17 protein-coding genes are annotated in these 22649 nt (G+C 59.0%); 12 read left to right on the top strand and 5 right to left on the bottom strand.

Annotation, left to right across the window (positions count from 1 at the left end; genetic code table 11):
• Positions 1 to 195: 195 nt before the first annotated feature.
• From ASD70_RS04505 to ASD70_RS04520, 4 genes are all read left to right on the top strand, one after another.
• Positions 196 to 714, top strand: a complete 519-nt coding sequence (locus tag ASD70_RS04505) for a cysteine hydrolase family protein (RefSeq protein WP_056845775.1) — start codon at positions 196 to 198, stop codon at positions 712 to 714.
• Positions 715 to 1056: 342 nt separating this feature from the next.
• The gene (locus tag ASD70_RS04510; protein ID WP_046069586.1) at positions 1057 to 1311 is read left to right on the top strand and encodes a DUF6124 family protein; all 255 of its coding nucleotides are present in this window, start codon (positions 1057 to 1059) and stop codon (positions 1309 to 1311) included.
• Positions 1312 to 1417: 106 nt separating this feature from the next.
• Positions 1418 to 2443, top strand: coding sequence for a hypothetical protein (locus ASD70_RS04515; protein ID WP_056845776.1), 1026 nt, complete (start codon positions 1418 to 1420; stop codon positions 2441 to 2443).
• Positions 2444 to 2559: 116 nt separating this feature from the next.
• A complete protein-coding gene (locus tag ASD70_RS04520; RefSeq protein ID WP_056845777.1) occupies positions 2560 to 3993 on the top strand; it encodes an ArnT family glycosyltransferase in 1434 nt (477 codons plus the stop codon).
• A gap of 15 nt (positions 3994 to 4008) precedes the next feature.
• Here the strand turns inward: ASD70_RS04520 and ASD70_RS04525 are convergent, their stop codons facing one another.
• The gene (locus ASD70_RS04525; protein WP_005791582.1) at positions 4009 to 4497 is read right to left on the bottom strand and encodes a TIGR00645 family protein; all 489 of its coding nucleotides are present in this window, start codon (positions 4495 to 4497) and stop codon (positions 4009 to 4011) included.
• A gap of 162 nt (positions 4498 to 4659) precedes the next feature.
• On the opposite strand from ASD70_RS04525, the gene ASD70_RS04530 reads away from it, so the two are divergent.
• A complete protein-coding gene (locus ASD70_RS04530) occupies positions 4660 to 6483 on the top strand; it encodes a hypothetical protein (protein WP_080944667.1) in 1824 nt (607 codons plus the stop codon).
• A 6-nt stretch (positions 6484 to 6489) separates the two neighbouring features.
• On the opposite strand, the gene ASD70_RS04535 is transcribed toward ASD70_RS04530, so the two are convergent.
• Together ASD70_RS04535 and ASD70_RS04540 are read right to left on the bottom strand one after the other, a co-directional pair.
• On the bottom strand, positions 6490 to 6807 hold the full coding sequence (locus ASD70_RS04535; protein ID WP_046069589.1) for a PA4575 family protein: 318 nt from the start codon (positions 6805 to 6807) through the stop codon (positions 6490 to 6492).
• 297 nt (positions 6808 to 7104) lie between these two features.
• Positions 7105 to 9543, bottom strand: a complete 2439-nt coding sequence (locus ASD70_RS04540) for a Lon protease family protein (RefSeq protein WP_046069590.1) — start codon at positions 9541 to 9543, stop codon at positions 7105 to 7107.
• 265 nt (positions 9544 to 9808) lie between these two features.
• On the opposite strand from ASD70_RS04540, the gene ASD70_RS04545 reads away from it, so the two are divergent.
• From ASD70_RS04545 to ASD70_RS04570, 6 genes are all read left to right on the top strand, one after another.
• The gene (locus ASD70_RS04545) at positions 9809 to 10297 is read left to right on the top strand and encodes a DUF3015 domain-containing protein (protein ID WP_003194274.1); all 489 of its coding nucleotides are present in this window, start codon (positions 9809 to 9811) and stop codon (positions 10295 to 10297) included.
• A 92-nt stretch (positions 10298 to 10389) separates the two neighbouring features.
• Complete coding sequence (locus ASD70_RS04550; RefSeq protein WP_056845778.1) at positions 10390 to 12243, top strand: Lnb N-terminal periplasmic domain-containing protein; 1854 nt, start codon at positions 10390 to 10392, stop codon at positions 12241 to 12243.
• Positions 12244 to 12394: 151 nt separating this feature from the next.
• Positions 12395 to 12706 (top strand): chorismate mutase, encoded by a 312-nt coding sequence (locus tag ASD70_RS04555; protein WP_056845779.1) that lies wholly within the window; start codon positions 12395 to 12397, stop codon positions 12704 to 12706.
• Positions 12707 to 12942: 236 nt separating this feature from the next.
• A complete protein-coding gene (locus tag ASD70_RS04560; protein WP_056845780.1) occupies positions 12943 to 14028 on the top strand; it encodes a type I restriction endonuclease in 1086 nt (361 codons plus the stop codon).
• Positions 14029 to 14269: 241 nt separating this feature from the next.
• Positions 14270 to 14626, top strand: a complete 357-nt coding sequence (locus ASD70_RS04565) for a hypothetical protein (RefSeq protein ID WP_005791596.1) — start codon at positions 14270 to 14272, stop codon at positions 14624 to 14626.
• A gap of 70 nt (positions 14627 to 14696) precedes the next feature.
• Complete coding sequence (locus tag ASD70_RS04570) at positions 14697 to 15194, top strand: GreA/GreB family elongation factor (protein ID WP_056845781.1); 498 nt, start codon at positions 14697 to 14699, stop codon at positions 15192 to 15194.
• Here the strand turns inward: ASD70_RS04570 and gdhA are convergent.
• Both gdhA and ettA read right to left on the bottom strand, forming a co-directional pair.
• Positions 15191 to 16528 (bottom strand): NADP-specific glutamate dehydrogenase, encoded by a 1338-nt coding sequence (gene gdhA / locus ASD70_RS04575; RefSeq protein ID WP_046069593.1) that lies wholly within the window; start codon positions 16526 to 16528, stop codon positions 15191 to 15193. The genes ASD70_RS04570 and gdhA overlap by 4 nt on opposite strands.
• 288 nt (positions 16529 to 16816) lie before the next feature.
• The gene (gene ettA / locus ASD70_RS04580) at positions 16817 to 18481 is read right to left on the bottom strand and encodes an energy-dependent translational throttle protein EttA (protein ID WP_046069594.1); all 1665 of its coding nucleotides are present in this window, start codon (positions 18479 to 18481) and stop codon (positions 16817 to 16819) included.
• A gap of 283 nt (positions 18482 to 18764) precedes the next feature.
• Here ettA and ASD70_RS04585 point away from each other — a divergent pair, with 283 nt between their 5' ends.
• On the top strand, positions 18765 to 22616 hold the full coding sequence (locus tag ASD70_RS04585; protein WP_056845808.1) for a sensor domain-containing protein: 3852 nt from the start codon (positions 18765 to 18767) through the stop codon (positions 22614 to 22616).
• Positions 22617 to 22649: the final 33 nt, after the last annotated feature.

A 22649-nucleotide genomic window follows, 5' to 3' on the forward strand; every position in this document is an offset into this window, starting at 1 on the left:
TCGTCGGCGATATTGCTAGTGTCAGGTCATGACTACCTATGGCCTCACCTCGACAACCACCACCACGACCGCCGAAAGCGGAGCGTGCGAGGTGTCGTGAGCCATTAGCCAACGAACTTCAAAGGCCCGCCAGCGATGGACAGGGCCTTTTTTTATGCCCTTGTGTCGCTGGTTCACACGCAAGGAGATGCACCTATGTACGCCCTGTTGATACTCGATATCCAAGTTGGACTCATCCACGGCCCGGAAAAACCCTGGCGCTGCGACGATCTGTTGGAAACGCTCAATACCCTGATGGATAAGGCCCGCAGCGCAGGCGCGCCGATTTTTCTCGCCCGTCACATCGGCCCCGCTGGCTCGCCAATCGAATCGGGTAGCCCGCTTACGCTGGTTGCAGAGGAACTGAAGTTGCTAGGTGGAGAAGTGGTGTTCGAAAAGCGGCGGCCCAACGCTTTTGCGATGACAGACCTTGCTGATAATTTGCGCTCCAGCGGCGCCACCGGCGTGGTAGTCACTGGGATGAAAACGCAATACTGCGTCGACAGCACCTGCCGCGCCGCACGTGATCTTGGCTTCGATGCGGTACTTATCGCCGACGGTCATACCTGTTCTGATACGCCCTTGATGAAAGCCGAGGCCATCGTGGCTCATCACAATGCCACGCTCAATGGGCCGTTCTGCCAGTTGGTTCAGGCTGAGGATTGGAGCTTTTAACAGAGCCTGACGACGGGGGACGCCAACAGGGCCGAGCTTCGGAATTTTCCCGCAAGTTGCCGCGCTGTTGGTGAACTAGCGCAAGCCACCTCACAACGCTAACTTCTTTGCGTCGCTGATGATCAGCGACCGGCTTTGACAGGCCGAAAAGTGTAACCTTTCACACCCCGTGATAAGGCGGCATGCTTACGCATTCCGCCCCGTTCATGGCGGCTGTGCGTGGGGCATCTTCGGGTGCGCCGGGTTCCTACACTTCCGGTCTGTCAACCCGCGTACAGCTGCCACCCATTCCTGTTTGACAGCAGGGAGAGGCAGCTCCTTAAACAGTGTGGGAGCTTCATCATGAAAAAAATCACCCCCAATCCCCCAACCACCCTCTTCATCCTCGCCGAAGACATCCACCCCGAAACCCTGCTAATCCAAGCCAGCGAAACCCTCGCCTCTCTCAACGCCATGACTACCGACTTGGCTTTCGAGCTTGAAGGCGCGCACCGCCACAAGTTGCTGGCCGCTCAGCAATTGATCGTTCTGGGTGAGTTACTCGTAGAACGAGTCCTGAACACCCAGCCATTCACTAGCCAGACACCACAGCCCTAAAACACGAAAAAGGGCGAGACGCCTCACCGCACCTCGCCCGCTGGCATCCCCTCACACTTCCCATTACCCTGACGGCCTTTATCAGACAACCGGAAGTCAGATACCCGTGTTCAAGCCCTTTGCCGTCATCGCCCTCGCCTTCATCCCTTCATTCGCAACCGCTGCCGAGCTGGACGGGGTTTGGCAAGGTACTTTGGGCAAGTCCGCTATTACCGTCTGTTTCAATGGCGCCGACGGGGAGCATGGCAGTTATTACTACCAGCGCATCCGTACCCCTATCCAGTTGACCCAGGCCAACGACAACGCCCCTTGGGTAGAGGAAGGTAATACCGGTTTCTGGGCCCTGCAAAAGCCCCAGGGCGATACCCTTTCTGGTGCTTGGAGCAAAACAGATGGCGGCACGCCGCTGCCACTGGCCCTGCGCCGCATTGGCGCGGACGGCTGCGGCAGCGATGCCTACAACGCGCCTATGGAAGCCGCGCCGCTGCCGATCAAGACTGAGAAGAAAACTTTCCAAAACCACACCTACCAGCTCAAGACCCAAGGCCCCCGCGTCACGCTCAAGCTGGAAGGTGACAGCCCGGCAGTGCAGAAGATCAACCAGCAACTCGCCGCCCTGGCCGTCAATGACGAAGATCTAACCGACTATTTTTATGAACGGCGTGAATACCTGGGTCGAAACGGCTCGGCCTATACCAGTGAAATCGAGGTTGAACCTGCCTATTGGTCATCGCAATTTCTCACCGTGCGGTTCTACCGCTGGGCCGCAGGCCAAGGCGCCATGGGCATCAGTTGGGGCCTGCACTCCTGGAACCTGCAAACCGGTGACAGTGTGGACCCATGGACCTGGCTCGGCGGCCATCAGCAATGGCATGACGCCTATTCCGGCCATTTGAAGCTACCCGCCGCCTTCAGCACTTGGCTGGCCAAGCAAACCACTACCGACGAGGGCTGCCCCGCGATCACCGATTACTCCAACTTTCACCTCAGCTTCAACACCCAGGGCCTGCAACTCTCGACACCGGCCAATGGTGACGGTTGCGACAACGACTTGAGCTTCACCTGGGAGCAGTTGGAACCGGTGCTGACCGAACAAGGCAAAGCGGCATTGCCCAGCTTGAAACTACCCTGAACCAGGCTGATAAAACCCTATTGTCGTTCACCAAAGGTTAAGAATCGCGCTCGTATACTCCCTGACTACCCATGACCGGTCGCCCGATCGGTCTCATGCCCCGGTAGCCAGATTCCATGACGCGTCCCGCTCCCCTGCTGCTCCTGCTTGCTGGTCTGCTGTTCTTCTTCGCCCTTGGCAACCATGAGCTGCAAGGCTCCACCGAGGCCCGGGTGTCCGGGATCGCCATGGCGATGCACCTGGACGATGACTGGGTGGTGCCGCGCCTGTTTCGCGAGCCTTTCCTGGAAAAACCGCCCCTGAGCCTGTGGCTGGATGCCGGCGCGATTCGCCTATTTGGCGCCAGCACCGGGGCCGTGCGCCTGGCGTCGGCGTTTGCCGGTTTGTTCAGCGTGATGCTGCTGTACGGCATGCTGCGCCGCTTCGGGCGGCCGCAGACGCTGGCATTCAGTGCTGCGCTGATCCTGGCAACCATGGCCAGTTACTGGGGCAATGTGCGGGGGGTGGGTGAGGATTCGTTGCTCAGCCTCGGCGTGACCATGGCATTGCTGGGGTTTTACCAGGCTGTGCGGCCCGAGCGCGAAGGCTCCAGTGCGTGGGCCTGGGCGTTGTTTACCGCCGGCATGGTCATCGCCACCCTGAGTAAAGGCGTGTTGGGCCTGGCAATGCCGGGCATCGTGATCTTCGTCTACCTGCTCAGCACAAGCCTGATGGATAAACGCCTGCGCATCGGCGACTGGCTCAAGCCGGCATTGTTCACACTGTTGGCCTTGGTGCCCTTGCTGATCTGGCTGGGGTTTCTGTTTCAACGCGGCGGGATGCAGGCCGTGGGGGAAGTGTTATGGACCAACAGCGTCGGACGCTTCAGCGGCTCGTTTGTCGAAGCCGGGCACTACGAGCCGTTCTACTATTACATCGCCAAGCTGCCAGAGGCCTTCCTGCCTTGGAATATCCTGGTGTACTTGGGCCTGTGGCATTTCCGTAAGAGCCTGGTGCGCAACCGTTACCGTCTGTTTTTCAGCGTGTGGCTGGTGGCGCAGTTCACCTTGCTGACCCTGGCTTCGAGCAAACGCACGGTTTACCTGATGGCACTCACCCCGGCGGCTGCCGTGCTGGCCGCCGAATATGCACGGGTGTTGTTGGAGTGGGCCAAGGCACACAAGCCGGCGCTGTACCGTTACCACCGGCGCATCATCGCCGGGGTTTTCAGCCTGGCCATCGCCTGTTACCTGAGCGCGGCATTCTGGTTCGCACCTAAAGCCGACGTGCGCCACTCATTCGTACCGGTGATGAGTCAGATCCAGACGCTGCAGGACGAAGGGAAAGCGGTGGCGATGTTCCAGCCCAACGAGCGGATCGCCGGCGCCAGCGTGTTCTACCTGCAAGCCTACCTGCCGATCCTTAAGACCGAAGCCGAGCTGCGCGCATTCCTCACTGCCAAGCCCGGCAATGTTGCGCTGATGGATCACACCGACCGGCTGAACGAGAAGGTCACGGTGATCAAGCAGATGGCGATCAACCGCCAGCCTTACTACTTCGTCGAGCAGTAAGGCCGGCGCGGGGCATCAGTGCTTGGTGAGCTTGTCCAGATAGCCCATGGCAAACGCCGAGACCACGAAGGTCATGTGGATGATCACATACCACATCAGGTGTTGCGGATCGACGTTCTTGGCGTCCATGAAGATGCGCAGCAAGTGGATGGAGGAAATCGCCACGATGGAGGCCGCCACTTTCATCTTCAGCGACGAAGAGTCCATGGTGCCCAGCCAATTGAGTTTTTCCTTGTTTTCATCGATATCCAGCTGCGAGACGAAGTTCTCGTAGCCGGAAATCATCACCATCACCAGCAGGCCGCCCACCAGGGCCATGTCGATCAGCGACAGCAGCAACAGGATCACTTCCGCTTCCAACATGGTGAAGATGTTGGGAATCACGTGAATGATTTCCTGGAAGAATTTCAGCGCCAGGATCAGCAAGCCCAGGGACAGCCCCAGATAGATCGGCGCCAGCAGCCAACGCGAGGCGTACATCGTATTTTCGATAAAGCGTTCCATTGAATCTCACACAGCTTGGCTAAAAATGGCGCCGAGTATACCAGCCGCCACCCGGCCCCTGTCACCGCTAGAAAACTGACCCAAGTGGCATCTGTAAGAGAGTTTTTCTGCTAGTGTCGAGACCATTAACTCGGCTCGATGATGTCGGACAGGAAAACTCAGATGATGGATGTGCGATCCCCTTTGGCCACTCTCGGCCTGTGCGCGGCGTTGCTGATGGCCAGCGGCTGCTCCCCCAAAGAAGAGCAGAAGCAGGCCACCCTCGAAGAGAAAACCGCCCAATTCGAACAGTCTCTGGACGACATCCAAGACCCCAAGCTGCGCGACGCCATCGCCGACCTCGGCGGCTCGCTGCTGTTGCTGGAGCGTGCGCGCCTCAAGCTTGCCAGCAAGCCCATCGAAGCCGAGTACGGCGAAGACAGCCTGGCCCTGCTCAAGCACTACCCTACCCCGCAGGCCCTGGTGGACACCTATATCAACGGCCTGTTCGTGCTGCGCAAGACCTCCCATTCGGACTACCTGACGGATTTGCAGCCGGTCTTCCCTTTCAACTTCAACGCCCCCGACCAGTTCCCCTTCCCCCATGGCCTGGAATGGCAATCGGTCACCCTGAGCAACAATAAAGTCATTCCTTTCCAGCCGGAGTGGTCGGAAACCGACCCTGGCATCCAACTGAGCCCGAGCAGCTCCAACCTGACCAATCCCGACGACCTGACGGTCACGTATCCGTTTATCGAGGGCATCGAGACGGAAAACAAAAGCCAACCACAGCCAGTCAGCCTCAAAGGCGCAGTCGAAGTGGTCACCCCGGGCAAGGTGCTGACTTTCGATCTGACGAAAAAAGACGTCGGCCATAAACGCACCGAGGGCAATATCACCCTCAACCTGCTGGTGCTGGAAAAGAACTACGCCGAGATCGAACTGACCAACAGCGCCCCCCTCGCCGCCGAACTGGGCGACGAGTCGCCGAACCCGCTGCTGGTGCAGGCACGGGACAGCACCGGGCAATTTCTCACGCGCTCAGGCTCGATCAACGAGAGCGCCGCGCAGGTGGCGTTCTATGAGAAACAATTGGCTGAAATGCAGAAACAAAAGACCTGGTCCGAGGCCCTCGAGAAACAGCTTACCGACGAGCAAAAAGCCTTCGAACACAAGCAGAGCAGCCATTACGCCAAAGTGTATTTCAATGGGCTGATCGACAATCTGCAGGTCAATGTGCTGGATTTTTCTACAGCTACGGTCACCCACAAAGACCTGAATCTGCCGGTGCTGCGCTTCGACAGAAACAGCCTGCAGCAAACCGTTCAGGCTCTGCCGATGCCGGTCACGGTGTATGACGACAGCGCCGCCAGTTGGCTAAAAGATGCCTCGATGAGCGAAGACCAACTCAAACGCAGCGTCACCATCAGCCAATCGACCGAAGACGCCAGTGCGGCGAAAATCGTGTTTGATCACCCCTATACGTTCAATGATGACCTGGTCGGCGCCGAGCGTAACAACAGCGATGCGCCTATCACCTTCTTCACCGCCGACGACAAGGGCGAACGCGGCGAGCCTATCGAGTTGCCGACCGAGGCGTTTGAGCTGAACGCCGCCAGCGGCACGCTCACCTACGACCTCAACCTGTTCCCTGAGACTCCGGCGTTTGTAGTGGGCTCCGTACCGCTCTTCCTGGCGAGCATTGAAAAAACCACGATTGACGTGGCCAAGCTGCCCAAGGGCCTGTCGCTCAAGGACAACGCACTGATCGTCGACCAGAAGGATTTCCCATCCGATAGCTGGCGCTTCTATGCCAAGGACGCCAGCGGCAAGTACCTCAAGGAGGTCCTCAGCGTCAGCCACCGTGCCGAGGAATACGGCACGGCGTTGTTTGACGTGCATTATTTCTACGGCCAGCCGACTACGCTGGAAAGTTACCAGCGCACCGACCTCAGCACCGTGCAATACGGCTTCGAGGTAAAGCTGGACAAGCCTGAGAGCAAATAGCCGGCGCTACAGGGCCAGCCGCTCTTGACTGCCATTGAGGTGGCGCAGATGGGCTTGCAGGTGCAGGCACCAGATCTGCGGTTCGTCCATCTGCTCATAGCCATGCAAGGTCAGGTTATCGACGATGGAGCCCAGCATTGTTTCAGCCACCCAGGGCCCGTTAAACGGGCCCTCGGACTTGACGGTGGAAGGCTGTTCGCCCGACATTCCAGCGGCAAACAATAACGTCCACAGTCCGTTGTCCCCGGCGAGTGGGCGAATGGAGCATTCAATACGGGTGACCAGGCCCAGGCACTGGCGGGTAAGGCAAAGGTTGCGCGACATGGCGGCGACCCTCGGTAGATCGGTGTTCAGCCCCAGCGCGAGGCGAGGCTGTCTCTATCCTGCGACTCCTGTGGATATCCCTGAATTGAGAATAGAAGAAAAACGCGCCAAACCAAGGTCGTAGGGACCAACGGACGTTTTCCCGGGACAACTGTCAATTTAATGACATACGCAGGAGCAAATGTGGGAGGGGGCTTGCTCCCGATTGCAGCGTGCCAGTCTAAGCAATTTTGACTGACCCACTGCTATCGGGAGCAAGCCCCCTCCCACATTTTGATCTCCATCGAGCTTGAGGGATCAGGTTGGTTTGGCTTCTGCCAACGCCTGCTGCGCCAGCTCTTTCTCCGCCTCCTTAAGATCTTCCTCGCTGATCATCTCGGCAATCGCCCGCAAACGCTCAACCACCCGCGCATTCACGGTGCCTTCCGGGAATTGCCCCTCGGCATCCGGCTCACCGGCATCCTCACCCACCAACAGGCTCAAGGCTTCATCCGCCTGGCGTACTGCATAGATATGGAACTGCCCGTTGCGCACGGCCTGCAACACCTTCTCGTCGAGCATCAGCGTGGCCACGTTGGCCTGGGGGATGATCGCGCCTTGCTCACCGGTCAAGCCGCGTGCTTCACACAGACGGAAGAAACCTTCGATTTTCTCGTTGACCCCACCCACCGCCTGCACTTCACCAAACTGGTTGATCGAGCCGGTGATGGCGAAGCACTGCTTGAGCGGCGTCTTCGACAAGGCCGAGATCAAGGTGCAGGCCTCGCCCAAGGAAGCACTGTCGCCGTCCACATAACCGTAGGATTGCTCCAGGGCGATGCTAGCGGAGATGGCCAACGGGAATTCCTGAGCATAGCGACTGCCCAGGTAACCGGTGAGGATCATCACGCCCTTGGAGTGGATCGGCTGGCCGAGATTAACTTCGCGCTCGATGTCGACAATCCCGCTGCCGCCCGGGTATACCGTGGCGGAAATCCGCGCCGGGACACCGAATGCCGAGTCGCCGACCTCCAGCACCGTCAGCCCATTGCACTTGCCCACGGCGGCGCCAGCCGTGTCGATCAAAATGACGCCGGCGAGCATGTCGTCAAGAATCCGCGCCGACACGCGGCCGGTACGCGTGGCCTTGGCCTTGAGGGCGCGCTCGATATGCCCGGCATCGGTCATCTCGTCGCCGGCCAGGTGACGAATGAAATCCGCCTCGCTGACCAACTGGAACAAATCGCCAATCCGCGCCGACAACCGGCCCTGGTGTTCCGCCAGGCGGGCACTGTAGGTCGCCAGGCGCGCTACCGCGTCCGAGGTCAGTGGCGCCATGCCTTCTTCCGAGGTGCGGGTTTTCAGCAACTGGGCGAACTGCTCCAGGCTTTCGTCGACCATCGGGATGTCTTCGTCGAAATCCACCAGTACACGGAACATTTCCTGGAAGTCCGGATCGGCGTCTTGCAATGCGTAGTACAGCTGGCGCGAGCCGATGATGATCACCTTGACCTGCAACGGGATCATTTGCGGGTTGAGGGTCACGGTAGCCAGGCGGCCCAGCTCGCCCAGGGGCGATTCCATCTTCAGCTTGCGCGATTGCAGGGAACGCTTGAGCGCATCCCAAACGAACGGCTCACTGAGCATTTTCTCGGCTTCAAGAATCAGGAAGCCGCCATTGGCGCGGTGCAAGGCGCCCGGGCGCAGTTGGCGATAAGTGGTGTAGAGCGCGCCCTGGTCGGTGCTGTATTCGATGCGGCCAAACAGGTTGTCGTAGGTAGGGTGCGGTTCAAACACCACTGGCGCGCCACCGTTGAGCGGATGGCCCACCACCAGGCTCGGGCAGTACTGCTCTTCGAGCAGCTTGCGCGCCTGGGCATCGGTCTTGGCGTCATCCACCAATTGCTCGACCACGGTTTTGAGCAGGTACACCTGCATGGCTTGCAGGTAGCCGCAGACGCCGGCGTTTTCTGCGTATTTTTCCGACAGCGGCGCCAGCAAAGGCTGCAGGGCCAGTGTGATGGTTTCTTCGTTGAACTGGCGCAGCTGGTTGTTGGACTCACGCTTCCACTGCGGCAGGCTGGCGAGTTCTTCGTTGAGACGTTCTTCCAACTCGGAGATATCGGTGTGGAAACGCTCCCGATCGGCCTCAGGCAGTTGCGAGAACTCGGCTTCGTCCAGCGCCTTGCCATCGAGCATCGGCGTGAAGGCGATGTTGGAGCTGTCGCGATACAGCGCCACGTCCTTTTCCAGGGCCAGGCGCTCGATCACATCAAGCGCCTTGTCGTAGCGCTGGTTGAACGCCCGGTCGATGGCGCTTTTGCGCTGTTGATAAGTCGGGTGTTCAAACACTGCCGGGAAGGTCGCGACCAGGTTGTCGACCAAGCCGTTGATATCGGCGATAAACGCCGCAGCGCCGCCCCCCGGTAATTCCAGGGCGCGGGGTTCGCGCGGTTCATCGAAATTATTCACATAGACCCAATCTGCCGGGGTCTGCAGGCGCTTGCCTTCGGCTTTCAGGTAGCGTTTGACGAACGAAAAGCGACCGGTGCCCGGCTCGCCCATGACAAACACGTTGTAACCGGGGCGTGGCATGGCCACGCCGAACTGCAAGGCTTCAACCGCACGTTCCTGGCCAAGCACACCGCGAAAGGGCTCCAAATCATTGGTGGTCGAGAAGCTGAACTGTTCAGCGGAGAAAGGGCGAGTCAGCGCTTCGGGCGCTAGACGCAAGCTGGCAGCAACAGGATCAGGCATCGGGCTTCCTTACATCAGGCGGGGCAGATGGGCGCATTCTGGCTCCCGGTTGAGCGCTCTGGCAAGGCGCGCTTTCGGGAAAGCATAGCCACCGCACGCGTCCTACAAAAAAATCGCCAGAGATTGAATGTTTATAAAAAAACACGGAACCCCGGGAACGTGCCTAAACTCCAAATTGCGCGGGTTGGACTAATAACTGGCCCCTAGGGCGTTGCGAAGCGCCTGAACCCTTGTCCATTGGTTTGCACACAAAGAGAACAAAGCTATGAAACGGATCCTTCTTGGTACTCTCTTCACCGTCGTCTCCCTCAATGCAATGGCAGAAGCACCAGGTGGCCCGAACTGCGGTTGGGGCAACATGTTGTTCGAAGGCCAGCGCGGCACTCCGGCCCACTTCCTGGCCTCCACCACCAACGGCACCTCGGGTAACGCCACATTCGGCATGACCTCGGGCACCAACGGTTGCAGCACCAACAGCGCCCTGACCTACGGCGGCAAGTCCTGGATTGCCATGAATGGCATGATGAACGAGCTGTCCGAAGACATGGCCAAAGGCAACGGCGAAGCACTGACCACCTACGCGGTGGTACTGGGTGTTGCCCCGGAAGATCGCGATCACTTCGCGGCCGTGACCCACGAGCACTTCCAGCAGATCTTCAGCAAGGCTGACGTGACCGCTGACGACGTGCACAACAACACCATCGCAGTACTGAAAAGTGATGCCCGTCTGGCGAAATACGCAACCCAGGCTTAAGCTCGACCCGCCCGCGTCTTTCGAGGCGCGGGTTTTATTTTTTCGACCTGCCCCCCTTGGGTCTTTTTTTCAGTCCGACTTAAGTAGCCCCCATGCTCAAACGCCTCGCTTGCCTGGCTCTCTTCGCCTGCGCCCCGCTGCATGCGGCCCCGCACCTCGACGATCAACGTTTGCAGCAACTGGCCAATGACCCGTTCTGGCTTTCGCTTGGGCATTACGAAGCCGGCAAGATCAGCGGCTGGCGCAGCTATGTCAGCGACAAGAAGTTCTTCCTTGCCGCCGATGGCGCCCACCATCCGGATGCCGAACTAAAGGCCACCGTCGATGCGCTGTACGAACCGGCCAGCCTGGGTGAAAAACACGCCCAATGCGTCTACCCTGCACGCACCCGCTGGCTCAAGGATCAGTTGCACCTGACCGACCTGCCCGCTCTGGACTGCAAAGAATTCACCCAATGGTTCAAGGACGTCGCCCCCCATAGCGCGGTGATGATTTTCCCGGCGGCCTATCTCAACAGCCCGTCGTCGATGTTCGGCCACACCCTGCTGCGCATCGACCAGGCCGATGTGCAAAGCAACAACACCGCGTTGCTCAGCTATGCGATCAACTTCGGCGCCTACATCGAAGGCTCCGATAACAGCATCCTCTACGCCTGGAAGGGCCTGATGGGGGGCTACCCTGGTCTGTTCGCCTTGGTGCCCTACCAGGAGAAACTCTCCGAATACCGTAGCCTGGAAAACCGCGACCTGTGGGAATACCGCCTGAACCTCACCGAAGTCGAGACCAAGCGCATGGTCGAGCACGTGTGGGAACTCAAGCAGATCCAGTTCGACTATTTCTTCTTCGATGAAAACTGCTCCTATCGCCTGCTGGAGCTGCTGCAGGTGGCCCGCCCCGGCCTGCGCCTGACCGAGCAATTCCCGCTGACGGCGATCCCTACCGACACGGTCAAGGCCGTGAAGGACGCGGGCCTGGTGGAGAAGATCGACTATCGGCCCTCCCGTGAGCGCGAACTGCTGGAACGCGCCAAGCCGTTGGATGGCGATGAGCAACAGTGGGTATTGAAAATCAGCGATGACCAGAAACAACTGCAGGAACCAGACTTCAAGGTCCTGCCCCGTGAGCGCCAGGCCCTGATCATCGACGCCGCCTACCGTCTGGGCCGCTATCGCGCCAACGGTTTGGAGCGCGACAGTGCACGCTCCCAGCGCAGCTTCGAGCTGCTGCGAGCGATCAACCAGAACCCTGCGCCCGACCTCAAGATCACGCCCCCAGGCTTGCCCGAGAACGGCCACCAATCACGCACCTGGCAAGCCGGCATCGGCACCCGAGGCGACAAAGCCTTCGGCGAATACGGCCTGCGCATGGCCTATCACGACCTCAACGACAACGCCGAAGGCTTCCCCCTGGGCGCCCAGATCGAAATCCTGCAAATGAAACTGCGCCAGTACGAAGGTAACCACTGGCAACTGCAGCAACTGGACCTGGCCACCATCCGCTCCCTGACCCCGCGCAATGCACTGCTGCAACCCTGGTCATGGCAAGTCACCGGCGGCCTGGAGCGCGTGCCGGGCAAGCACGACGACGAGACCCTGGTCGCCCACGTCAACGGCGGCGCGGGCGGTACCTGGCAGTTGAGCGACGACATGCTCGGCTTCGCCCTCGGCACCGTGCGCGTTGAGCACAACAACGACTTCAGCGAAGCCATCTCCCCCGCCGCCGGTTTCAACACCGGCGTGCTATGGAAGAACCCGCTGGGCAACCTGAGCCTGGAAGCCAAGGGCGATTTCTTCACCAACGGCGAAGTGCGGCGCAGCATCAGCCTCAACCAGCAGTGGGAACTGTCGCGCAACCTGGGCCTGCGCCTGAGTGCGCAGCGCGAATACAGCCACTTGTCCACGCCGGTAAATGAAGTGATGCTCGAAGTGAAGTGGTATCACTACTAACTAAAGCCTGGTGAAACTCAAAATGTGGGAGGGGGCTTGCTCCCGATAGCAGAGTGTCAGTCTCAGTATTTTTGACTGACCCACCGCAATCGGGAGCAAGCCCCCTCCCACATTTTGTTAGCATTGTTCACATAAACAGGAGCCCACTTATATGGCCGTTCACTGCACTACCCTCGAAGAAGTCCGCAATAAAATCGACGTCCTTGACCAGCAAATCGTCGCTCTGATGGCCGAACGCGGCCACTACGTATCCCAAGCCGCACGCTTCAAAAAAAACACCGATGGCGTCAAGGCGCCACAACGGGTTGAACAGGTGATTGCCAAGGTGCGGGGCTTATCGCAGGTGGTCGGCGCCAATCCTGAGGTCACTGAGCAGGTGTACCGCGCGATGATTACGGCGTTTATCAGACAAGAAATGGCTGAATATGCTGCGCTGGACAAAGCTGACAAACCACGAGCCTGATCCCTCCATCTTACCTACTCAGAATTTGTCAGCCTTTTGCCTGCAAGCACAAATCCATAGCACCCTTGCAACCCATTGAAAAATAGACAGGAAATTTCAGACGACTTTTTAGCTTTTTTCAGACGAAATAAACCGTCTCTCACTTCATTCTCTTTGTGAGGTTTTGTGTCTAGTATCGAAGGGCATCAATTTGCCACCACTTCTATACACGGATCCGAATAGGGTAAGAGGCTTATATGGAATTTCTTGAAAAACTCACCAGTTTGGCAGCAAAAGTTCGCCTGCAAGGCCCCGCCATCCAAACAGAAGAAGCTACAAAAAATGCTTTTGTAATGCCTTTTATCAACACCGTGTTGGGTTATGACGTGTTTGACCCGCAGGAGGTGACGCCCGAATTTGTCTGCGATGTAGGGACGAAAAAGGGTGAAAAAATCGACTACGCAATCATGAAAGATGGCGAAGTTCAGATACTCATTGAATGCAAAAAGATTGGCGAGTCGTTGAGCATTAATCACGCGTCGCAGCTCTTTCGGTACTTTCACGTTACAAGTGCAAGAATCTCAATTCTTACCAACGGCCAGGTCTACAGATTTTTTACTGATCTGGACGCCCCTAATAAAATGGATGAAAAGCCATTTTTAGAACTGGATCTACTGGACATTGATGAATACTCCGTACCAGAGCTGATAAAACTTACCAAGTCGGCCTTCGATGTGGACTCAATCATCAGCGCAGCGGGAGAATTGAAATACGTTAGCCAACTCAAGAAACTCATTGGCGCTCAAGTCAGTAAACCAGAAGACGACTTCGTGAAATTCTTCGCATCCCGCGTTTATGAAGGAGTGATCACGCAAAGAGTCCGTGAGCAATTTTTTGAACTAACCCGAAAAGCGTTAGCTCAATTTTTGAATGACCAAATTAATGAGCGACTTAAGTCTGCTATGAGCGGTGCAATTCAGCCGACGATGACATCATTGACTATCGCGAATAGCGCGAATGCAGACTTGCAGGATCGAGAAGAGGCAGAAGATAAAATTCTGACGACCCTTGAGGAAATGGAGGGTTATCACATCGTCCGCGCTGTCGTTCGCTCCGTAGTCGATGCCAAACGAATCGTTCAACGAGATACCCAAAGCTATTTTGGAATATTACTGGACGACAACAATCGTAAGCCCATCTGCCGGCTCCACTTCAATCGTAGCCAAAAGTACCTCGGGATATTCGACGAGGAAAAGAATGAGACCCGGCACGCCATTTCATCCATTGACGAAATTTACGAATACGCCGATCAGCTAAAAAAGACAGTGGGTTACTACGAATAAAGCCTGCAGCGGGAGACGGGAGTTGTGGATAAAACTGTGGGAGGGGGCTGCCCCCGATAGCGGTGGGTCAGGAACAAATAGACTGACTGACACTCTGCCATCGGGGGCAAGCCCCCTCCCACACTTGGTTTTGTACTTGGCCAAAAGTCCTGCACATCCCTCTGACACCACTTTCACATACAGCTGACAAAACCCCTTCTAGACTCTCCTTAACAACCGTGAACCGGCCAGGGAGTACGCCATGTGGCGGTATGCGCTAATGCTGTGTGCAGTGGTGTGGCTGGCGGGTTGCCAAACAACCCATCAGGATTTATTGGCCAAGGGTTATCCACCTGCCTTTGCCGATGGTTTTGACGACGGTTGCAGCAGTGGTCGCCAGGCTGCTGGGGTGATCACCGGGGAGTTTCGCAAGAACGTGCCGCGTTACCTGAAAGAAAAGCACTACGCCGAGGGCTGGGAGGATGGTTTCCGTCAGTGCAAGGCTATGCGCGAGAGCGAAGAACTGCGCGACTACCAGGACAACCGCAACAACGACCGCGAGCACGAGTGGCAGCAAGAAAAAGACCGCGATGCGGCCAAGGCCTATCGCTCGCAATAGGTCGTTTGCAGACATCCATCGAAACTAAAGCACGGCGAATATGGCCCAAACGCCATAGAGGGAGAACGCCATGAGCCGAGCTTTTGTAAATGAAGACAATGCTGCCGCCCAGGCCGATCAGCCGGTGGAGCGTCAGGTCAGCGAACAGCCCAACCGCCTGACCGCGCAAGGGTTGGCGCAGTTGCAAGCCAAGGTTGCGCAATTGCAGCTTGAGTACAGCGCCGAGTCCGCCAAGGGCGACAAGGCCGATAAACAGCGGCAAGCCGATCTTGAGCGGGATCTGCGCTACTTCAACCAGCGAGTGCAAAGCGCCCAGGTTGTGCCGCCTGCCACGTCCACCGACAAGGTGCAGATCGGCAGCTGGGTCACGTTCGCCAACGAGCAGGACGAGCAGCAGCGCATCCAGTTGGTCGGTGAAGACCAGGCCGACGCCAACGCCGGACTGATCAACTGGGGCTCGCCCCTTGGCCGCGCCCTGCTGAGTGCCCAGGTGGGTGACGAGGTGCTGTGGAAGCGCCCCGTCGGCGATCAGTTGATCGAAGTGTTAAGCATCGAACCTGAGGTTTAAACGATGCCCTGAGCCAGCATCGCGTCAGCCACTTTTACGAAACCTGCAATGTTGGCGCCCTTGACGTAGTTGACCCGGCCGTTTTCCTCACCGTAGTGCACGCAGGCATGGTGGATCGATTGCATGATGTTGTGCAGCTTGCTGTCCACTTCCCCTGCGGTCCACAGCAGGCGCATAGCGTTCTGCGACATTTCCAGGCCACTAACGGCCACGCCGCCGGCATTGGATGCCTTGCCCGGCGCGAACAGAATGCCCGCGTCGATAAAGATATCCACAGCCTCAAGGGTGGTCGGCATGTTGGCGCCTTCGGCCACGCAAATACAGCCGTTGTGCAGCAGGGTGCGGGCGGCGTCGGCGTCGAGTTCGTTCTGGGTCGCGCATGGCAGGGCGATATCGCAGGCCAGCTCCCAAGGCGTCTTGCCTTTACGGAACTCCAGGCCGAAGCGTTCGGCCAACTCACTGATGCGCCCGCGCTGCACGTTTTTCAGCTCCAGCAGGGCTGACCATTGCGCCTCGGTCAAACCACTCTCGGCGTACAAGGTGCCTTCGGAGTCCGACAGGGAAATCACCTTGCCGCCCAGGTCCATCACCTTGCGCGCCGCGTATTGCGCCACGTTGCCGGAACCGGACACCGCCACGCGCTTGCCTTCAACGCGCTGGCCTTGGCGCTTGAGCATTTCCTCGGCGAAATAGACGCAGCCGAAACCGGTAGCCTCCGGGCGGATCAGGCTGCCGCCATAGGTCATGCCTTTGCCGGTGAGCACTGAGGTGAATTGGTTGCTGAGGCGTTTGTACTGGCCAAACAGGAAGCCGATTTCCCGTGCGCCCACGCCGATATCACCGGCCGGTACGTCGACGTCCGCACCAATGTGGCGGTACAACTCGCTCATGAACGCCTGGCAGAAGCGCATCACTTCGGCGTCGCTCTTGCCCTTGGGGTCGAAGTCCGAGCCGCCTTTGCCGCCGCCCATGGGCAACGAGGTCAGGGAGTTCTTGAAGGTCTGCTCGAAGGCGAGGAATTTCAGCACACCCAGGTTCACTGACGGGTGGAAGCGCAGACCGCCTTTGTAGGGCCCGATGGCGCTGTTCATCTGGATACGAAAGCCGCGATTGACCTGGACCTTGCCATGATCATCCACCCACGACACCCGGAAGGTAATCGCGCGTTCCGGTTCGCAAATGCGTTCCAGGATGCCCGAGGTCAGGTAATGGGGGTTGGCTTCAAGAAAAGGCCACAGGCTGCGCAGGACTTCTTCTACGGCCTGGTGGAATTCCGGTTGGTCCGGGTCGCGTTTCTTGAGGCGGGCCAGGAAGGATTCGACGGATTCGATCATGAAAAGTCTCGGCAAATTGATTGTTGTTAAACAGAGATTGAGCCGGACTTTATCAATTCGTTTCGCACCGTGACAGGGCAAAATGTCGCCTTTGTGAAATTAAATGGTGCATTGGATATAACTGTATCCAGTTTTACCGGGCTTTATGCACTTAAAAGAGGATTTCAAATCAAGGGAGTGCACCAGCAGGTAAACCGCTATCGGAGGCAAGCCCCCTCCCACATTCGACCGCATTAAAAACACAAAAAACGGAGCCCGAAGGCTCCGTTTTTTTCAAACCAACCTGAATCAGGCCAGTTTCTTGTGACGCACACGGTGCGGCTGGGCAGCGGCTTCGCCCAGGCGCTTTTTACGGTCTGCTTCGTACTCGGTGTAGTTACCTTCGAAGAACACCGCTTGAGAGTCGTCTTCGTACGCCAGGATGTGGGTCGCGACGCGGTCAAGGAACCACCGATCGTGAGAGATCACAATGGCGGCGCCCGGGAAGTCCAGCAGGGCTTCTTCCAGGGAACGCAGGGTTTCCACGTCGAGGTCGTTGGACGGTTCGTCGAGCAGCAACACGTTGCCGCCCTCTTTCAGGGTCAGGGCCAGGTGCAAGCGACCACGCTCACCACCGGACAAGTCCTTGACGAACTTCTGCTGGTCGCCGCCCTTGAAGTTGAAACGGCCGACATAGGTGCGCGACGGAATTTCATAGTTGCCGATACGGATCTGGTCGGAACCGTCAGAAATCTGCTGGAACACCGTCTTGCTGCCGTCGAGGTCTTCGCGGCTCTGGTCCACGCATGCCAGCTGCACGGTGTCGCCGATCTCGATGCTGCCGGAGTCCGGGGTTTCCTTGCCCATCAGCATACGGAACAGCGTGGATTTACCCGCGCCGTTACCACCAATGACGCCGACGATCGCGCCTTTTGGCATGGAGAACGACAGGTTGTCGATCAGCACGCGGTCGCCATAGCCTTTGCAGACGTTCTTGAACTCGATGACCTTGTCACCCAGGCGCGGGCCGGCCGGGATGTAGATTTCGTTGGTTTCGCTGCGCTTCTGGAATTCCTGCGACTGCATTTCTTCAAAGCGTTGCAGGCGTGCCTTGGATTTGGACTGGCGGGCCTTGGCGCCTTTGCGCACCCACTCCAGTTCTTCCTTCATGGCTTTTTCGTGGGCCGATTGCTGCTTGGATTCGGCAGCCAGACGGTCGGACTTGGCTTCCAGCCAACCGGAGTAGTTGCCCTCGTAAGGGATACCGGCGCCGCGGTCGAGCTCGAGGATCCAGCCGGCAACGTTGTCCAGGAAGTAGCGGTCGTGCGTGATCGCAACCACGGTGCCCGGGAAATCGTGCAGGAAGTGCTCCAGCCAGGCGACGGAATCGGCATCCAGGTGGTTGGTCGGTTCGTCAAGCAGCAGCATGTCGGGCGCCGACAGCAGCAGGCGGCACAGGGCCACGCGACGCTTCTCACCACCGGACAGGTGCTCGACCTTGGCGTCCCACGCCGGCAGGCGCAGCGCATCGGCGGCGACTTCCAGCTGGCGCTCCAGGTTGTGACCGTCGCCGGCCTGCAGGATCGCTTCGAGCTTGGCCTGTTCGGCGGCCAGCTTGTCGAAGTCGGCATCCGGTTCGGCGTAGGCGGCGTAGACCTCGTCCAGGCGTGCCTGGGCGTCCTTGATCACGCTGACGGCCTCTTCGACCACTTCGCGCACGGTCTTGGTCGGGTCCAGGATCGGCTCTTGCGGCAGGTAGCCGATGTTGAGGTCCGGCATCGGACGGGCTTCGCCCTCGAACTCGGTGTCGACGCCAGCCATGATTTTCAGCAGCGTGGACTTACCCGAACCGTTGAGGCCGAGCACGCCGATCTTGGCGCCGGGGAAGAAGGACAATGAAATGTTTTTCAGGATTTCCCGCTTCGGCGGAACAACTTTTCCCAGCCGATGCATGGTGAAGACGTATTGAGCCATGGTGAACCTAGCGTCAGTGACTGATGAATTAAGCGGGCGAAGCCCGTGCCAGGCCATGCGCCGCGCGGGCCGTTGACGGTGATCAATGCCTGCGTGGGGAAGAGCCTGAGTGTCTGGGGCTGGAACGCCCCCGCGTAACCGGCAAAGCTACCTGAATGCGCTGGGGCAGTCCAGCCAGGCAGGACTGGCACTTTGCCACAACTCAAGGCATGCTAGCCGCCCTCCGGGCGTCCGGCTTATAGTGCACGTCGCGCGCCAGTCCAGCCAACCGCAGGATCACAGCTTGTCCAAAGTCACGCCGCCAACTCCCTTGCGCGCCGCTCATATTGCGCCGGGAGCGCCCCTGCACGGCACCTTGAAGGGCGCATTGGCGACGCTTGTCCTGCTGCTGCTCGCGTTATTGTTCTGGCAACTGCTCGACCAGTTGCAGCAAAACCAGAAAAACCAGCAGCAATACACCATCGACTACAGTGCCGACCTGGCCGAGCAAATCAGCCAGAGCATGGCCCTGAGCGCGCAGATCGCCCTGAACCTGCTGCCCATCGTCGAACCGCCGCGCAATGCCGAACAGCAGCAGGCCTTGATGCGCACCCTGCAGCGTTCGTTACCAGAACTGCGCAGCTTCGCCCTGCTGGCGCCCAGCGGCGCGCTGATCAGCGACACCGACCACGACAGCCGCGACAGCGCCTGGCTTGAAGAGCTGGTCAAGCGCAGCCACTCCCAGTCCTTTTACCTGAGCAACGACAACGACGGCACCGTCATCTATCTGTTGCTGCACCAGCCCAGCGGTGGCTCCAAGGTGTACTGGGCATTACGCCTGGCACCCAGCTACCTGGCCGGCCTCACACGCCAGGATGTCCAGGGCCAGCGCCCGATGTGGGCGATCGAGAACCGCCTGAACCACCGCGTGGTCAGCCGGGACAGCGGCATGCCGGCGCAGTGGGCCGGCGCCCTGACCCCGGAGGAGTTGAACAAAAGCGTGCTGGTCACGCCCTTGAGCAAAAGCGACTGGCAACTGCGCGGGCTGTTCGACCGCAGCGCAGTGCTTGAACAACTGCTGCCGGCGTTTATCGGCAAATGCCTGCTGGGGCTGGCGTTCTCGCTGATACCGGTGATCGTGCTGCTGAATATGCGTCGCCGCCAGCGCCAGGTGAACGAGGGCCGGCGGCGCTACCAGGACATTTTCGAAGGCACGGGCGTGGCCTTGTGCGTGCTTGACCTGTCGGGGCTCAAGACATTCTTCGACAAAACCAAAGTGCACAGCCGCGAGCAACTGCATGCCTGGTTGCAGGCCAACCCCAGCGAACGCCAGCAACTGCTCAAGGAACTGCGGGTCACCGAGGTCAACCAGGTGGCGGTACGCCTGTTGAACGTAAACTCATGTGAGCAAGCCTGGGAACGCCTGATCGATGATTGCCCACGCAACGCCACCGCCATCGGCTACCCGGTGCTGGAAGCGGTACTGGCCCAGCAGAAACAGCTGGAGCTGGAAATCCAGCTCAACGATGTAGCCGGCAACGAGCAATACCTGTGGCTGGTGATGCGCCTGCCGGAGCAACAGGACGACTTCAAGGCGGTGATCCTCAGCATCAGCGACATCACCAGCCGCAAGCTGATCGAGCTGTCACTGGTGGAACGCGAGAGCTTCTGGTCGGACGTGGTGCGCACCGTGCCTGACCACCTGTATGTGCAGGACGTGATCAGCCAGCGCATGATTTTCAGCAACCATCACCTGGGCCACACCCTCGGCTACAACAAGGCCGAACTGCAGCAAATGGGCGAGTACTTCTGGGAAATCCTGCTGCATCCCGAAGACGCCGAGCATTACCACGACTTGCGCCAACAGCAGCGCCGGGTCGGCTATACAACGCAACTGCACTGCCAGCTGCGTTTTCGCCACCGCAATAACCAATGGCGCCGCTTCGATATCCGCGAACAAGCCCTGGCCCGGGACACGTCCGCGGTGGTCACGCGGATCATCGGCGTGGCCAAGGACATTACCGACCAGATCGAGGCCAGCGAATCCCTGCGCGACAGTGAACAGCGCTACCGCATGCTGGCCGAAAGCATCAGCGACGTAATCTGCTCCACCGACAGCCAACTGGCCCTCAACTACGTCAGCCCATCGGTCAACGCCGTGCTCGGCTATGACGTGGACTGGGTGTTCAAGAATGGCTGGCAGTCGATCATCGCCAACCCACAACAGCTGACCGGCATCTATAGCCTGATGGAACAGGTCAGCCGCGCTCTGGGCAACCCAGAGGCCTTGAACACGCTGCGCGATGATGTTCAGACCCTGTTGTTCCTGTTTGACTGCCTGCGCGCCGATGGGCGCAAAGTGCCGATCGAACTGCGCCTGGTACTGGTATGGGATGAACACGGGGCGTTTGAAGGCATCCTCGGCGTGGGCCGCGATATCAGCCAGCAACGCCGCGCCGAGAAAGACCTGCGCATGGCGGCCACGGTTTTCGAGCATTCCACCTCGGCCATTCTGATCACCGATCCGGCGGGCTACATTGTGCAGGCCAACGAGGCGTTCAGCCGGGTCAGCGGCTATGCCGTAAGCGATGTGCTCGACCAACTGCCGAACATGCTCACGGTCGACGAGCAGCAGGAAGCCCACTTGCGCTATGTGCTCAAGCAACTGCACCAGCACAGCACCTGGGAAGGCGAGGTGTGGCTCAAGCGCCGCAATGGCGAGCATTACCCGGCCTGGGTCGGTATTACAGCGGTGTTCGACGATGAAGGCGACCTGGCCAGCTACGTCTGCTTCTTCAGCGACATCAGCGAGCGCAAGGCCAGCGAACAACGCATCCACCGCCTGGCCTACTACGACGCCCTGACCCACCTACCCAACCGCACACTGTTCCAGGACCGCCTGCACACTGCGTTGCAGTCGGCCGAGCGGCAGAAGTCGTGGGTGGTACTGATGTTCCTCGACCTAGACCGTTTCAAGCCGATCAACGACTCCCTCGGCCATGCCGCCGGCGACCGCATGCTCAAGGAAATGGCCACGCGCCTGCTCGGCTGCGTGGCCGAGGACGACACCGTGGCGCGCATGGGCGGCGACGAGTTCACCTTGCTCCTGCAACCGCGGGTCAGCCGCGACATGGCGTTGAACCGCGCGATTCATGTGGCCGAGCAGATTCTCGCCAGCCTGGTGAAGCCGTTTGTACTGGAAGGCCGCGAGTTCTTCGTCACCGCCAGTATCGGCATCGCCCTCAGCCCGCAAGACGGCAACGAGCTGAGCCAACTGATGAAAAACGCCGATACCGCGATGTATCACGCCAAGGAACGCGGCAAGAACAACTTCCAGTTCTACCAGGCCGACATGAACGCCAGCGCCCTGGAGCGCCTGGAGCTGGAAAGCGACCTGCGCCACGCCCTGGACCAGAACGAATTCGTGCTCTATTACCAGCCGCAGTTCAGCGGCGACGGCAAACGCCTGACCGGCGCCGAAGCCCTGCTGCGCTGGCGCCATCCGCGTCGCGGCTTGGTGCCGCCGGGTGATTTCATTCCTGTGCTGGAGGAGTTGGGCCTGGTGGTGGACGTGGGCGACTGGGTGATCAGCGAAGCCTGTCGCCAGCTCAAGACCTGGCACCAGAACAAGGTGCGGGTGCCGAAAGTCTCGGTGAACATCTCGGCGCGGCAGTTCTCCGATGGCCAATTGGGCACGCGCATCGCCACCATTCTCAAGGACACCGGCTTGCCGCCGGCGTGCCTGGAGCTGGAACTGACCGAAAGCATCCTGATGCGCGAAGTCAACGAAGCCATGCAGATCCTTGCCAGCCTCAAGAACCTGGGCCTGAGCATCGCGGTGGATGACTTCGGCACCGGCTATTCATCACTCAACTACCTCAAGCAGTTCCCCATCGACGTGTTGAAGATCGACCGTACGTTCGTCGATGGCCTGCCCTCGGGTGAGCAGGACGCGCAGATTGCCCGGGCGATCATTGCCATGGCCCACAGCCTGAACCTGGCGGTGATTGCCGAAGGTGTGGAAACCCATGAGCAGCTGGATTTTCTGCGCGAACATGGTTGTGATGAGGTACAGGGTTACCTGTTCGGGCGACCGATGCCGGCGAATCGGTTCGAGGCGCAGTTCAGCAATGATGCGCTGTTCATGTTCGACTGAGCTGCTGTTGTGAGGCTAATGGCCCCATCGGGA

It is taken from the genome of Pseudomonas sp. Root569, assembly GCF_001427465.1.
GTDB classification, from domain to species: Bacteria; Pseudomonadota; Gammaproteobacteria; order Pseudomonadales; family Pseudomonadaceae; genus Aquipseudomonas; species Aquipseudomonas synxantha.

What these genes read in the sequence shown, in the direction of transcription:
- ASD70_RS04570 (WP_056845781.1), top strand. Translation starts at nt 14,697, where the DNA reads ATGAGCCGAGCTTTTGTAAATGAAGACAATGCTGCCGCCCAGGCCGAT.
- ASD70_RS04530 (WP_080944667.1), top strand. Translation starts at nt 4,660, where the DNA reads ATGATGGATGTGCGATCCCCTTTGGCCACTCTCGGCCTGTGCGCGGCG.
- ettA (WP_046069594.1), bottom strand. Translation starts at nt 18,481, where the DNA reads ATGGCTCAATACGTCTTCACCATGCATCGGCTGGGAAAAGTTGTTCCG.
- ASD70_RS04520 (WP_056845777.1), top strand. Translation starts at nt 2,560, where the DNA reads ATGACGCGTCCCGCTCCCCTGCTGCTCCTGCTTGCTGGTCTGCTGTTC.
- ASD70_RS04525 (WP_005791582.1), bottom strand. Translation starts at nt 4,497, where the DNA reads ATGGAACGCTTTATCGAAAATACGATGTACGCCTCGCGTTGGCTGCTG.
- ASD70_RS04535 (WP_046069589.1), bottom strand. Translation starts at nt 6,807, where the DNA reads ATGTCGCGCAACCTTTGCCTTACCCGCCAGTGCCTGGGCCTGGTCACC.
- ASD70_RS04565 (WP_005791596.1), top strand. Translation starts at nt 14,270, where the DNA reads ATGTGGCGGTATGCGCTAATGCTGTGTGCAGTGGTGTGGCTGGCGGGT.
- ASD70_RS04505 (WP_056845775.1), top strand. Translation starts at nt 196, where the DNA reads ATGTACGCCCTGTTGATACTCGATATCCAAGTTGGACTCATCCACGGC.
- ASD70_RS04555 (WP_056845779.1), top strand. Translation starts at nt 12,395, where the DNA reads ATGGCCGTTCACTGCACTACCCTCGAAGAAGTCCGCAATAAAATCGAC.
- ASD70_RS04560 (WP_056845780.1), top strand. Translation starts at nt 12,943, where the DNA reads ATGGAATTTCTTGAAAAACTCACCAGTTTGGCAGCAAAAGTTCGCCTG.
- ASD70_RS04550 (WP_056845778.1), top strand. Translation starts at nt 10,390, where the DNA reads ATGCTCAAACGCCTCGCTTGCCTGGCTCTCTTCGCCTGCGCCCCGCTG.
- gdhA (WP_046069593.1), bottom strand. Translation starts at nt 16,528, where the DNA reads ATGATCGAATCCGTCGAATCCTTCCTGGCCCGCCTCAAGAAACGCGAC.
- ASD70_RS04545 (WP_003194274.1), top strand. Translation starts at nt 9,809, where the DNA reads ATGAAACGGATCCTTCTTGGTACTCTCTTCACCGTCGTCTCCCTCAAT.
- ASD70_RS04540 (WP_046069590.1), bottom strand. Translation starts at nt 9,543, where the DNA reads ATGCCTGATCCTGTTGCTGCCAGCTTGCGTCTAGCGCCCGAAGCGCTG.
- ASD70_RS04510 (WP_046069586.1), top strand. Translation starts at nt 1,057, where the DNA reads ATGAAAAAAATCACCCCCAATCCCCCAACCACCCTCTTCATCCTCGCC.